The sequence below is a fragment of the Hanstruepera sp. CR43 genome (assembly GCF_055227665.1).
The window spans coordinates 1198552-1212679 of sequence record NZ_CP200078.1 but is presented as its reverse complement, the minus strand read 5'-3'; the positions used below and the strand labels follow the sequence as shown (position 1 = coordinate 1212679).

Here is a 14128-nt window from a genome sequence, read left to right as displayed (position 1 = left end):
GAGAGGAAATTCAGCCGCAATTAATTATACACGTTGTTAGCCACTGTTTTTATTTCTTTTTTTATTATCGAGTCAACTTCCATATCGCTCAATCTCAAATCTCCGTTTGAGTAAAATCTAATTTTAAAATTGTCCATTTTCCAAGGTTGCATTCTTTGGGATTTCCAGTTGTTTGGGCTTTCCAATTCAATCCGTTGATAATTGTCAGCGATTGAGTTTATAATTCCAACATTGTTTTTAAATTCCATTTTTTTATTGAACGGAAAAGAATAATTTAAATCCGAATTTTTTAAAGTTCCGTTATTTTCGAGCACGACGAAATAGTCAGTTTTCTCATCTCTCAAGTCAATAATTATTTCACGTTTTGTGAATGAAAAGATTGTAATTCCAACAATCAAAAGCGCAAGTTCAATTCCGTTTAGCTTTTTCGTATTTACTCTTTTTGCAAATATTCTGTCGAGAATTACAATTATTGCAACTATTAAAACTCCAAATAAGATTATTGCTCCGCCTAAACTTCCGCCACCTTTTAAAGTCAATCCGTTAATTCCAATCGGAAGTCCAATCAATATCAGAATCATTCCCAAAATCGAGAATATTGTTGGATTCTTAAATATTTTTCCGATTACGTTTTTCATAAATAGTGGTTAACGGTCTCGGCTATGAGTAGTTGCGTGGGTTAGCACTTAATCTTGTAAGTACACACCAAACTGAAAATCCGCAAGGATTTTCAGAAGTAGGCGAGAACAAGCAATTACTTATAGCCATTGTTAGCCTTTCGTTATTTCTTCATTAACTAGTTCTAATAGTTTTTCAATAATCTGATTCATTTTTTTTAAATGGCTATTCATAATACCAAATTCAACTGTAGCCATAACATATCCATTCTTAACTTTTCTATCCGCGAAGAATTCTGTGAAAACTTCGCTATTTAAAACATCTTTTTCTCCTCGATAATCTCTCAAGATTAGTTGCATATCTAAATCATTATAGGATGTTTTAAAAATAAGCTCTTCTGAATCAAATCGCCAATGGTCTTCTTCCGCTTTGAGTTGTTTATATGTAGATTCTAAATCAAATAAAAGTGTTTTAATTGAATCATTTTGAATATACGATAGGTTACCAGAAGATATTAGCTCTTGGAAAGTATAATTGTGTTGGTAGAATCTTTCCCAAGTGTAAATTTCAATAATTTCTAAATTAAATTTGTGCCAATCAAGTACTGGTTCGCCTTCGATGTGTCCAATAAGCTTATGTGCAATTTCTATTCAATTGTTTCGTCTCTCGATTAAGGAATTAATTTTTTCAGAGTTTATATTTAGGTCTTCCTTTATGTTCTGAAGATAGCTTATCTCTTTTTTTCGGCTTTTTCTAATCTCATTCGAATTATTTATCTGTAGGGCTATAAGAATACCTATCACTACCAAAATAATTTCTCCAATTGCATAAATTAAATATTTACTGAATTTGTTTTCAGAAAGTAGTTGTTGTCTAATTTTTCGAAAGAATTTTATCATTGGTCAAAGGTTGGTCATAATGAAGGCTAACGGTCTTGGCTATGGTTTCGTTGCGGAAAAATCCGCTGGGATTTTTCCGATAAGTAACGAATATACTAAAAAGCGGTGAATTCGGCTTTGCGAATTCAGCCGCAATGAACTATAGCCGTTGTTAACTATAGTAAATCATTCCGAAGTTCGTTCGCGAAGTATTCAGTTCAAAGTTTTGAGAAAGTTCGTTAAGTTCAGCCAAACTTTATTTCAGTCAGAGTTCGAGTAAGAAAATCAGAAAGGTTTGTAATGAAAAACGGAATCAGGTTTTAAAGCTTTCAGTATTCCGCCGGAGCTCAATCAGTTTATTATAGTTAACGGTTTGTGTATAGTTTGTTGCGTGAAAATCCGCTAGGATTTTCGGGTTAAAAAACTAAGTTAGCAAAATTGCGAGGATTTTCCGCGAGGAAAATCGGAAGCAATGAATTATACACTGTGTTGTGCATAGTTTTTATTCGTTTTTGTCTGTCACAAATTTTAGAGGTAAAAGAAATCTCATCTTTACTTTTTTACCTTCTCTCAATTTCGCTGGTTTCCAGTCAGGCAGTTTTGATACTACAGCCAAACAAGATTGGTCAATGTCTTTTAAAAGTCCTTTTTTGATTCTCACATCGATAACTTTTCCAATTGTGTCAACACTAAAAAGTGTCTCAACTCTACCTTCAATTTTTAAACTATCTGTTGATTTTGGAAATATAAAATTACGTTGTATAAAAATCGCAAGTGAATCAAACCCACCAGGGAATTCCGCTATTTTTTCTAATCTTGCAAATTCTACTATTTCATCATTTTCATCCAATAGTTGAAATTCAAGCTCCAGCGAATTGTTAGTTTCGATTTTTTTAAATTCCGCTTGAGTAATTCCGTTTTCAAATTCAGAATGGTTTTCCGTTTCTTTTTTTTCTGAATTATTACAAGAAAACAGAAGAGAAATTGTCAATATTATTTGGATTATTTTTTTCAATTCTTGGTATTTCTGAAATTATGCACAACGTTTTTGTGTATGGCTTGTTGCGGGAAATCCGTGAGGATTTTCCGCCGTTGTACCAAAGATAGCAAATAGCAATGAATTCCGATAAGGAATTCAGCCGCAATGAGCTATACACGTTGTTGTACAACGTTATTTATTGAGTTGTTTTAATATCAGACTTCAGTTTTTCTAATGCGAAAATTGCGTTTTCCAATTGTGTTTTGTGTTTAGTTCCGTACATAACTTTTCCTGTCGGAATATGGGTGACTTTTACCTTATTGAATAATTCTCCGCTATAATCAATTCTAATATTTTCTTTTCCAAAATATTTTTCGAGTTCAGTATATTTTTCAGATTCAGTAAAACAGTCAGATTCTATTCTTCGTTTATAAAATTCATCCCAAAATTCTTCATAAGTAGTTTTATCATCAATTAATAGACTCATTTTTTTAAAAGTATGCGTAACACTATCTTGCGGATAATAAAGTTCAAATTCATTTTTATTAATATAGGTTATTTTGGCTTTGGTTGAATCCGAAAACTCCCCAAAATATAAATGATAAAGAGTGTCGTTTTTTATTTCAAATTTTCTCCAATTAGATATCCAATTCATACTTGTTGCTGATTGCATTGAGTCATTTTCAATATACAATTCAGCGTAAAGTCCGTTATGGCAAGTTGAATAATTTCCATTTAATTTTTTATCGGAAGTACATCCAATAATCGCAAAAAGGAAAATCAATAATGTGGTTTTTAATGTTTTCAGGATGTTTTTTTTAATGTTGTACAACGGTTTGTGTAAGGATAGTTGCGTGTGCAAGCAACTAATTTACTAAAAATGGAACGAACCAGAGGAAAATCCGCAGGATTTTCCGAGTAGGTTAGAACCAAGCAATTATTTTTACACGTTGTTGTGCATAGTATTTTTTATTTCCTCAATTTCAGATTCAATTTCCGCATAGTTTATAAATCCGTTTTGAGTTGTTGTCTTTTTTACAGTCTTTTTCCAAAATGGATAAGCCCAAGTCAACGCAGTTCCATAATTTTCCCAACTCCCATTTTCGTTTTCAAATTCATATTCATTTCGGTAAGCAAATTTCCCTTTGTAGAAATCAATTCTCCGTTTTTTGCAAGTCAAAAATCGCAGGAATTCGTTAAACCCTTTATTCAGGTCATCATATTTTGGGTCATAATGTAAATGACTAATTCCATATCCAACTGTCAATTGTCCGTTTTCGTCAAGTTCAATCCAAATCGACGATTCGTTTTCATTTTCAGAATCCAAAGTCAGATGAGTTCCATTGTCAAATTCAGATACTCTTTCCGAAAATTGGGTTTTCAGAAGTTCCTTTATTTTACTAAATGTTAATTGGTGATTCGTCATTTTTATATTATGCACAACGTATGGATAAACACACTAGTGTGTTTATTTTTATTATGTATACACTTACAAATCTAACGGATTTTTAATAAAATCAAAGCTGCTTTTAGCTACATGCGTATAGATTTCGGTGGTTTTAGTTGAATTATGCCCAAGTAATAGCTGTATGTGCCTGAGGTCTGTTCCGTTTTCTAACAAGTGAGTAGCAAAGCTGTGTCTTAAAATATGCGGTGTGACTTTCTTTCTAATTCTTGCTTTTCTCGCTGCTTCAGAAACTATTTTTCCAACACTGTTTCCACTATACTGGTTGTCTCGTGTTCCTTCAAAAAGAAAGTTCTTTGGCTTCCAGATTTTGTAATATTCTCTTAAGTCGTTTAGAACGTTATTCGATAATAGGGTATAACGGTCTTTGTTCCCTTTGGCATCAACAATATGAATTAACATTCGAGAACTGTCAATGTCATTAATTTTCAAATTAAGTAATTCATTTCGTCTTAATCCACTTGAATAGAGGAGTGACACTATACAGCGATGCTTTATGTTATTAGTACATTCGATGAGTGATTTAATTTCTGTCTTAGATAAAACGGTTGGTAGCTTCTTATTTTTTCTGGGACGTTCAATACGATAGAGCCTATTCGGCATGCCCATAACTATTTCGTAATAGAACTTAATACTGTTTATACTTTGATTAATGTATGAGTTTGAACGCTTACTTTGAACTAATACTTTTAGGTAGTCTCTTATATCTACTTCATTGATTTGATCAATGTCTTTATCATAATAATAGTTAATAAAATCTTCAAATAATGAAATATAGGTTTTAACAGTATTATTGGAGTATCTTTTAAGTTCGAGTTTTTGCAAATAAGTTTCTTATCACTACAAAAGGTCATTAGAAGAAGCCCCACGATTTTACAATAGAGTTGATAATCAATTAAAGGCTAATAGACGTATTCTAAAACAATTCAATAAAGCAGGAAAGGCAACTGTTAGAGCATCTTTGATAAAAGATGAAGGATTTGACCCCAATTTCTTTACCCATTACTGGAAAAACAACAAAGGAGATGTTTACTTGTTTGTTTATGAATATGGGTTTCTTAAAAAGCAAGAACATAATGTTGAAAAATATATTCTTATCAAGTGGCAAGATTATATGGGAGTTAAATAACTGAATTTAGTTATTTCATCGTTGATAATATATCATGAAACAAATTTTCATAGTTAAATTTGCTTCTTATCAGGCCTTAAATAAAAAGCAATTTCAAACAACAAATAAAATAATATTGCAACAAAAAGTTGTTCTTTTTGATATGTCAAAATAACTGAAATATGCCATAGAATAAACGAGCGAACGGTGGATGAAATTGGAATTATGGCATTCGACTCTTCTTTGACCGTCGTAAAATACGCATATAATTGACCGTATATTGCAACAGCACTAGCAGCTATCATACATATTAGGCCTAAAGTTGATATGCTAACCAACATAAAACAAAAACACACACTAAAAATTATAAAAAAATAGTTTATCCAAACTGTACTTGTCCAACCAAAAACAACTGGAAATGTTCGATATCCAGTTTTTCTATCTGCATTAATATCTTTGAGATAGCCAATCAATACGAAACTGGCATAGGAAAAGAAGCTCAATGCAATCAATTTTTGGATAGTTGGTGTTCCGATTGATAAGGAGTTGTCACCCATTACAGATATATATCCCATAATGGGCAATATAGCTACAATGAGTGAATTCCATATAGGACCTCCATACCAATATTTTTTCTTAATTTTTGAATAACTGGCTAATCCAACGATAGATAGCAAGCACAACAGAATGTTCCAATAATTTAAATAAATTAATATTAATGATATTATGATTAGGCCACTTATACTGGTCGCTAGCACTGAATTGACACTAATATCACCTCGTGATAATGGTCTATATGGTGCAGAAATACTATCTGTATCAATTTGGAAACAGTCGGTTAATGCCTGACCAAATCCATAACCAAAAAATACGGGAATAAATGTTAGAATATAGGTTTTTAAATTAATCGAACTATGGAACGCTAGAGACATTCCTGCCCATCCTGAAACACCAGATACAAACAATAAATAGGGTCTCATTTGAACGAAGTACGCTTTCCAGAAAGAAAATGTCAATGGCGAATAGGTTTTGGAATTTGATATCATAGGCTAAATGAGTTTAATTTAGGATGTTAATACATTTTGGGTTAATTGTATAACGTATTTCTTTAGCAAGCTCAACTTCTCCATCAAACTCCACAGGTATTAGTTGCTTTGGATTTATTTCTAATTCTTGTACATAAAATGAGTGGCGTTTTGGTTTTCCTGAAAATTGACCTTTTTTTAAATCCATCATAGCACGTATCAATTCCCATTTGGTCATGTTTTCACAAATATTAAGACCAAGTTGTCCATCATCTTCAGTAATAAATTGATCAAATTTCAGATTACCAGAAATGTGTGGGTTTTTGATAATTGACATATGACTAACAATTACCTTGCGTTTCTTTTTATTATAGGTGAGTTCTATTGGGTAATTTCTGAAATTTAAAATAGTCTTAATAGTGACATAAGAAATAGTAAGATTCAACCATCTAGATTTTAAGAAATTGACTATTAGTTCTTTTTGATTGAATAACCAATTCGCAGATGCTCCAACTCCGATACTGGAATTACAGAGAAAATACCTTGTCACTGTGTTATTATTTACGTCTATGTATGTAGATTCGCAAAGATCCACTTTTTTGGTTCCATCCATTGAAATTTTGATGGGAATTCCTTCAATGAATGTTTTAAACGGTTTTAATATATCATTACTTGAACCTAGGCCAATAAAGCCCAAAGAAAAACGAAAACTAATAGTTTTTTGGAGTAGAATAAGTTCATTCAAAATAATGTTAGCACTTCCATCACCCCCTGCAGAAATAATGCAATTTAAAGCATCAGTTTTTAGTAAATCTGTTAGGCATTTTTTAGTATCAAATGGGACATGATAAGTAATTACTTTTGGAGGAGTTGGGAATCTTAATTGCACTTGATCAGAAATTTTTTGCCATTTTTTACTGGCACTTTTATTATTGCTATCAAGATTAACCAATATTATGATGTTGAGATTATCAGTCATCCAAAGCGGTTTTAAAAATTAATAGAAGTAAAACTGGCACCAAAAATAAATCGAGAAACAAAGCAAATAAAATCATTAAACTAACCATAAATCCAACAGCATAGATATCTCCAAAAGCAGAATTTAAAAGCACGATAAAACCCCCAAAAAGGACTAATGAAGTTGTTAGTATTGCTTTTCCCGTTTCCAATAAGGTTGTTTTTATTGATTGCTCAATAGAATTGCCTTTTTTAAGTTCGATTCTAAATTTGCTCAAAAAATGAATCGTGTCGTCTACAACAATTACAAAACCAACGGCAAAGATTATTGAAGTAGTTCCTCTTAATTCAATTCCAAAAAAACCCATAAGGCCGGCAATTATTATAAGTGGGATGATGTTCGCAATCAAAGTAATAATAACCATCTTAATTTGTTTGAATAGGAGGCCTATCAAGAATGAAACGGCAATTAAGGCAAGAATAATCCCCCAAATCATGTTTTTTATTCTAAATTCGTGTCCCATATCACTCAATAAGTCCATACCAACAAATTGAAAATTCATTCTGGACAGATCCATTTCTCGATTAATCCAATTTTTAATTTTAGCATTAAGTTTTTTAACTTCATTTCTTCCCAAATCGGGCATTCTAGCAGTAATTCGTCCTAATTTATGATTTTCATCTACCAATCGCCATTTTTGATTCTTTGAATTTTGTAACATCCAATTTTCATATGCTCTTACCTTATTATTCGTTATAGATATTTCCATGGAATCCAAATTAGTGTTATATAATTTACTAATACTGTGGTAATATGTGATTGGAGACATGATATACCCTATAGATGGAATATCATTGAGATAATCAACTAATTTTTTGATATCAGTTAGATTTTTGTCCTGATACATGCTGGAAGAATCTTTAAGTTCTATTATGAGTTCAAATGTTCTTGCTCCTCCTAGCTCATTATCAAAGAAAATATAATCCTTTTTTAATGAGTGATTGTTAGGGATATTACTTAATTGACGGTTATTGGTATTGAGTGAGGATATACCAATTATTGAAATTAATAGACACAAAATAATTATTCCAAGAACTAAAGACTTTTTGTCAATAATTATCATATAGATCCATCTAGTGACTCGCGACCAATAATGGTTCGATGTAGACTTAAGTTTCTTGAATTTAAAAGGTAGAACCAGTAAAATGGCAGGCAGTAGTAGGATAGATATGATAAATGCAAGAATTACCCCTATAGAAGCTTCTATCCCGAAATTGTGTAGTGCAGGTAAGGAAGAGGTTGCAAGAGTCATAAAACCAATAATCGTTGTTAGAGACGTTAAAAAAATACTTAATCCAACTTCTTGTATTACCAAAGAAATTGCTTGATTGGTTGATTGGGAGTTTTTGACTTCTAAATTATATTTGGTCAAAATATGAATACAATCTGAAATGCCAACGATAATAATGATTGTTGGAAAAAGGCTTGACATTATTCCTAAATCCCAACCCATTAATACGAAGATTCCATAGAATATCATTAAAGTTACTAATACTGTGATCATTGGTATTAAGACTTCCTTTAACGATTTGTAGATCATAAATAGTAACAAGACTATAATACCTACACTCATCAATATATTACTGGCAAGCTCACTGTTCAATATTCTGTTGTAATGGACTTCTATCAATTTTTTTCCCATGACATGAGTTTCATGAAATTGATAACTCTTCAATAGTTTTTCAATATCTGTAACTACGGAATCATACTTTTCAAAATCTATATTTTCCTTTAACTTAACTATTACTGAAACCGAACTAGCATTGCTGGCTATAAATGGATGGGTTGTAGCATAATTTTTGTAAATTATTATACTGTCTTGCTTCAATTTTTCTTTTTGATCCAAATGAATGTAAGGGACGGGAAAATATCCGAAAAGGGATTTGATATATCTCGATGAATTTGTAATTGATGAGGCTGATTCAATATTCGTGATTTTTTTGCATTCTCTTGTAAATTGGTCAACCCGATTCAAAAAATCAAAATTAAATATTGACCTTTCCGGTACTATGGCAATAGCAATAAAATGATCATTACTTCCAAGATTTTTAGTTATTTTATTTTGATACGCTAAAGCATTATTATCTCTGGGGAAAAAATCAGAAAAATTCACATTAGTCCTTAATTGGGGTACTAACCATAAGGATCCACAAAATAGAAGCCCTATGAAACCAATAATCAACCACTTATTTTTAGTAATAAATTGTACCATAAATATTCAAAGTTATTTTCATAGGCATCTCACATCTAATGTTACATGCTGTCCATTTTCAGCATCAAAAGTGTTCAAAATGGTATAGGGTAATTTGTTTATGGAATATGGGGATAATAATTCGTAAGTTAAGTCTTCTTTGGTGCAGCAAACATTCAAATACTGTATGTTTTTTTTGTCTAAAATTTGAAGCACTTCGTTTATGTCTTTGATATTATTAGTGTTATAATCAAATAAAGTTGCAAATTTCAGCACACTTCCTTTAACTGGGAATTTCTTTTGTTTCGATACAAATAGGTTTGCCACATTAGCACTGACATTCATTAAAAAGGGTAAATCAATTATTTTTAATTGATAAGTCTTGTAGGTTTTCCATATCCGCAAACCACTATCTGTTTCAATAATATATTCGTTTAAATTGTTCTGATGACTTAATAATCCTGTTGAAAAAAATTGATTTCTATTTGTTGTATTTTTTAACTTAATTCTTTTAGATGTTGGAATGGTAAGGTAGTAGAAGTCATAAGCATGCCACGGTTTGGGAATCACATATACTGCTTTTGCAGCACCTTCATTTCCTTTTTTTAATGTTATAAAATAATCAGATATATCGTTGCTTTTTAAATATTCGTCTACAAGTATTTTTCCTAACTTTTTGGCAATGCCTTTTTTACGTTGATTCGGAGTAACTTTTAAATCATATCCAAACCCTGTCTCTAAAAGGGTATTTTGATATTTGAAAGGTACTATTGAAACTGCAGCAACGCCTATTAGGGTGTTTTCTGCCTGATTTTCGGCAACATAGATTGCATATTTATCAAATACTTCTGATCGATTTAAAAATGACGACCGTAACATTTCGAGTTTTATCTTCTTACCTTGAGGCGTTAGTTTTTCAAGGGCCATTAAACCATCATTGTGTTTTTGTTCAAATGGAATAATTTGGTGAGCCATACGTCATTTATTAATATTTATTTGAAATACTTGATACATCCTTGTTTTTTCAAAAGGACTTAAATCTTTCAGTTTACCATATGCTAATTCTATTTTCTTTAGTTGAGAATCTGTGATTCTATTCCGTATAAAAGCCCTTAATACCAAAGAGGAATAATTATTTGATCTCATTCTTACCATTTCAAGTAATTGTTTTACGTAATCTTGGTCAACAAAACTTAACAGGTCAGAAAGAGAATAAAAACTATTTCGGCATTTAGAGAGATCAAATGATTTTATAAACACCAAGAAATCTTGTTTGTAATAGTGTATTTCAAATTTTTCATCCATTAAGGCATGCTTCACTTTTTCTAAAGATTCAATGGACAATGATATAGGCATGAATTCCTTGGGCATTTTATTAATATGTCCATTAAACACCAAGTGAAACAGTGGGTTTTTATTCACCTCATCTTCTATTAACGTTTTGTTTAGGGCTTCTGGAATAATAAATTGGTCTGCGCCTTTTGAAATAAAGGCGCTATCTTTATTTCCAGCAATGAGATAAACCCAGCGATTTGAAAAAAGCCATTTCAAGAAATTCCATCTTCGATGTGGAAAGGATTCACATGAATAAAATGATTCGTTGAAACATTGATAGAAATTCTTCCCTAAAAATATTTTTATAAGCGGTCTAACATTGGATAAAAATTTCTCAAAATGACCTACATTCAAAACACCTATTTTGATATACTTCAAACGCTTTTGCCAATAATTTTTGCAATCAAATGACAATTCCTCTTTAATATTTTCAAAAATGAGGATCCTATCTATTTTGTTTTCGGTTAAACCAATGAAATCTGAGTAATCAGAAATTGAGCAAGCCTTAAGAACAGCTAATTTTAATTGTGTTAAGTAAAGAGCATCTGTATTGTTATCAATAATATGAATTCGTCTTAACATTGGGTAATCTAATAGGGAGATTACTCTCTCTCCACTTCCTGCAATACAAAATAGGTCCTCAAAAACTTGTTCATTTAAAATTTGTCTTTCTACAGAATTATCTTCATTAATATGTGAATAATAAATCATGATTCTAACGAACTTTGATTAATCCTGACCTTCGGATCTGCCCAAATTTTTGCAAGAGTTTGAGCAAGTTTATCGATGTCTTCTTTTGTATGTTGAGACATCAAAGTAATACGAAATCGTTGTTTATTTTTAGGTACTGCTGGATATTCAATGGCATTTAAAAATATACCTTCATCATGAATTAGAGAATTTGCTTTTCTAATGTTCATCCATTCTGGAACTAATAATGCGATAATAGGGGTATTCTGTTTTGCTACGATATCATAAGAGGATAGTATTTTTTGAGCGTATTTAATATTTTTCTTTAATCTATCTCTCAGATGTGGTTCTGATTCTATAACATCCAATCCAGCAAGTACTGCTGCAAGAGACATTGGAGGCAATGCCGCTGAAAAAACATAAGGTCTTGCAAAATACCGCATGTAGTTTATCACGTCTTTATTTCCGGTCAAGAATCCACCTGTCCCGGCAAGTGTTTTGCTAAAAGTTCCCATAATGATGTCAATATCTTTCGATACACCAAAATGTTCAGCTGTACCACTACCATTCAAACCTAAAATGCCTAACCCATGCGCATCGTCCAAAACGCTAATAGCACCATATTTCTTTGCCACTGGTATTATTTCAGTCAATGGGCTTATATCACCATCCATAGAATATATGCCTTCAATGCAAACAAATATAGATCCAGTAATTGTCTGCGAATTTTCAGCGAGTTTTCTTTTTAGATCATTCACATCATTATGCGAAAAACTAATTTTTTTTGCATTATTCATTTTTAGGGCATCATATAATGAAGCGTGGCTCAATTCGTCATAAATGACCAAATCATTATTTTTAACCAGAGCGGATACAAAACCAAGATTTGCATTATAGCCTGCAGAAAAAATCATACAATCCTCATGACTCTTCAATCGGGCTAATCGCTGTTCAACGTCATTCATCAACTTAGTGTAACCATTCAATATTGGTGGTCCACCCAATCCAGTGCCATATTTATCAATGGTTTGTATGACTTTTTTTTTGATATAATCATTATTTCCAAGTCCGAGATAGTTATTGGACGCAAAAAGTAGCATGTTCTGCTCTTGGTTGCAGGCTTCCGATAAAACATGGACATTACTTCCTGGAGCAGTAGTAATTAACCTAAAGTAGCTATGTTCTTTGTTTTTTTTATGATTATTAATGAATGATGAAAATTCATTAATCAAACTACTAAACGATTGAGGAATTTTTTTGTTTAAAAAATCTTTCAAACTTGTTTTTCCACTTGTCATTTTAGATAGGTTTTTATTATTTAATGATGTTCCCATTTTTTGTGCATTTTAAAAAGTGCTTCCATGTATGCTTTGGGATTTCCATTCGATTCAGAGAACAAATTGGAGATAGCAAAAACATCTAGTATTTTATTTTTTTCTTTTGAATCATATTGTAAGATTGGTTTTTTTATGGCGGATCCGATTATAATTGGTGACCATTCGATCTTCGAAGCCTCTGCTAAAAATTCATTAATTTTGTCAGAAGGTATGGTAAAAACCAGTTCAAATTCTCCATGAGGCCCTGCTAAAAAAAACCAACTTGGTGTATTGGTTTTACTTGCAATATCCAATGCCTGCTCATCTAAAAAATCATCAAATTCTTTCGTTATTGTAAATCCGATGCCATTTAATTCAATAAGATTAGCAATAGCAGGAAAAAATCCATCGCTCGAATCAATGCATGCTGTTCCATACTTTTTGATAATTTCTCCATATTTTATTTGCGGCTTTGGTAAATATGAAATGTTGTATTCTTGATAGAACATTTTATTTAAGGCAAAACCCATTCCACTCCCCATGGGGTTGCTTATCAAGAGAACATCATTTTTGCTACAACCCTTGCGAGAAATCAGTTTTTTTTCTTCTATACTGCCAATGGCTATTGAAGTTAGTTGTAACTCATTACTGTTATTGGTATCTCCACCAAGAACATAAGTATCATATTCACAACAAGCGTCATTAATTCCTTTTTGAATTAATTTGAATTTATCTGTTGGATAATCATAGGGAATGTTTTCATTAAGTAAAACCCCAAGAGGTTTTGCGCCTACAGCTGCCAAGTCACTTATCGATGCCGTAACTGTCATCCATCCGATAAGATATGGATCTTCATATAAACCAGTGGATATTTCCTCAACAATGCCATCTACAGTTATGGCCAAAAAATAATTACTCTTTAATTCAATAATTTCAGCATCACTTTCTAAAAGATTGTTTCTCTGTTTTGGAGAACGCTTAAAACCTTCGGCAATAGTTCTTAATATGTTGTTTTCAATAATCAATAGGAAATGGTATTAAATTAAGTTTCGCTTTTATCAATAAAGTTTTCGAAACATTGCTTGATTTTTTTAGAAGTTGGGTATAGCTTCTATTGGTAAAATTGAGGTGGTCATTTTTTCCTTAACAGGAAGGTCTTATAAATATAGGAATTTTATAGTAACCAAATTTTCCAAATTTTGATAAAAAAATACTATTATCAATTGGCGCGATTATATGAAAAAAAACCATTAAATTTGATTATCATTTAATGTTTAATTACAACATCAAACTGAATACGTTTTGCATACGAGAGTGCATACGATTTTAGAAAATTAGTAAGAGCAAACACTTGTTTATCAGTAGGTTGCGTTTTTTGGGTTCAAACTCATAACCCGAAGGTCACAGGTTCGAGTCCTGTTCCCGCTACAACAAGCCAAATACGAAAGTGTTTGGCTTTTTTTATGCGTTAAACTTAAAGGGTTAACTGTTAGAGGAAAAGAATG

General features: G+C 31.6%; 14 protein-coding genes and 1 pseudogene. 1 reads left to right on the top strand and 14 read right to left on the bottom strand.

Translation table 11 applies throughout. From position 1 onward, the window contains the following. Nucleotides 1-20: 20 nt before the first annotated feature. The 7 genes and pseudogenes from ACKXGU_RS05505 to xerA form a co-directional block, all read right to left on the bottom strand. Nucleotides 21-638: a hypothetical protein gene (locus tag ACKXGU_RS05505; protein ID WP_463467053.1), complete on the bottom strand. Its 618-nt coding sequence runs from the start codon at nt 636-638 to the stop codon at nt 21-23. A 132-nt stretch (nt 639-770) separates the two neighbouring features. Next, nucleotides 771-977 carry a hypothetical protein gene (locus tag ACKXGU_RS05500; RefSeq protein WP_463467052.1) on the bottom strand — a complete coding sequence of 69 codons (207 nt, stop codon included), beginning with the start codon at nt 975-977 and terminating at the stop codon, nt 771-773. 291 nt (nt 978-1268) lie between these two features. Continuing rightward, on the bottom strand, nt 1269-1517 hold the full coding sequence (locus ACKXGU_RS05495; RefSeq protein WP_463467051.1) for a DUF6090 family protein: 249 nt from the start codon (nt 1515-1517) through the stop codon (nt 1269-1271). A gap of 481 nt (nt 1518-1998) precedes the next feature. Beyond that, nucleotides 1999-2511, bottom strand: a complete 513-nt coding sequence (locus tag ACKXGU_RS05490) for an energy transducer TonB (protein ID WP_463467050.1) — start codon at nt 2509-2511, stop codon at nt 1999-2001. A 160-nt stretch (nt 2512-2671) separates the two neighbouring features. Further along, nucleotides 2672-3259, bottom strand: coding sequence for a peptide chain release factor family protein (locus ACKXGU_RS05485; RefSeq protein ID WP_463467049.1), 588 nt, complete (start codon nt 3257-3259; stop codon nt 2672-2674). Nucleotides 3260-3418: 159 nt separating this feature from the next. Next, nucleotides 3419-3901 (bottom strand): hypothetical protein, encoded by a 483-nt coding sequence (locus ACKXGU_RS05480; protein WP_463467048.1) that lies wholly within the window; start codon nt 3899-3901, stop codon nt 3419-3421. A gap of 63 nt (nt 3902-3964) precedes the next feature. Next, nucleotides 3965-4774, bottom strand: a pseudogene (gene xerA, locus ACKXGU_RS05475) (site-specific tyrosine recombinase/integron integrase); the annotation flags it as partial. Between the two features lie 127 nt (nt 4775-4901). Between xerA and ACKXGU_RS05470 the strand changes: the two are divergent. Then, on the top strand, nt 4902-5069 hold the full coding sequence (locus tag ACKXGU_RS05470) for a hypothetical protein (RefSeq protein WP_463467047.1): 168 nt from the start codon (nt 4902-4904) through the stop codon (nt 5067-5069). A gap of 53 nt (nt 5070-5122) precedes the next feature. On the opposite strand, the gene ACKXGU_RS05465 is transcribed toward ACKXGU_RS05470, so the two are convergent. The 7 genes from ACKXGU_RS05465 to ACKXGU_RS05435 all read right to left on the bottom strand — a co-directional run bounded on the left by ACKXGU_RS05465 (nt 5123) and on the right by ACKXGU_RS05435 (nt 13648). After that, on the bottom strand, nt 5123-6094 hold the full coding sequence (locus ACKXGU_RS05465) for a UbiA family prenyltransferase (protein ID WP_463467046.1): 972 nt from the start codon (nt 6092-6094) through the stop codon (nt 5123-5125). A gap of 13 nt (nt 6095-6107) precedes the next feature. Continuing rightward, on the bottom strand, nt 6108-7052 hold the full coding sequence (locus ACKXGU_RS05460; protein WP_463467045.1) for a diacylglycerol/lipid kinase family protein: 945 nt from the start codon (nt 7050-7052) through the stop codon (nt 6108-6110). Continuing rightward, complete coding sequence (locus ACKXGU_RS05455) at nt 7045-9204, bottom strand: efflux RND transporter permease subunit (protein ID WP_463467044.1); 2160 nt, start codon at nt 9202-9204, stop codon at nt 7045-7047. The genes ACKXGU_RS05460 and ACKXGU_RS05455 overlap by 8 nt, the downstream gene beginning before the upstream one ends. Nucleotides 9205-9321: 117 nt before the next feature. Continuing rightward, complete coding sequence (locus ACKXGU_RS05450) at nt 9322-10257, bottom strand: GNAT family N-acetyltransferase (RefSeq protein ID WP_463467043.1); 936 nt, start codon at nt 10255-10257, stop codon at nt 9322-9324. 3 nt (nt 10258-10260) lie between these two features. Next, entirely contained in the window at nt 10261-11328 is a 1068-nt protein-coding gene (locus ACKXGU_RS05445; RefSeq protein ID WP_463467042.1) for a DUF3419 family protein, read from the bottom strand. After that, a complete protein-coding gene (locus tag ACKXGU_RS05440; RefSeq protein WP_463467041.1) occupies nt 11325-12641 on the bottom strand; it encodes an aminotransferase class I/II-fold pyridoxal phosphate-dependent enzyme in 1317 nt (438 codons plus the stop codon). Before ACKXGU_RS05440 ends, ACKXGU_RS05445 begins: the two co-directional genes overlap by 4 nt. Continuing rightward, a complete protein-coding gene (locus tag ACKXGU_RS05435; protein ID WP_463467040.1) occupies nt 12626-13648 on the bottom strand; it encodes a thiamine-phosphate kinase in 1023 nt (340 codons plus the stop codon). Before ACKXGU_RS05435 ends, ACKXGU_RS05440 begins: the two co-directional genes overlap by 16 nt. Between the last annotated feature and the right edge of the window lie 480 nt (nt 13649-14128).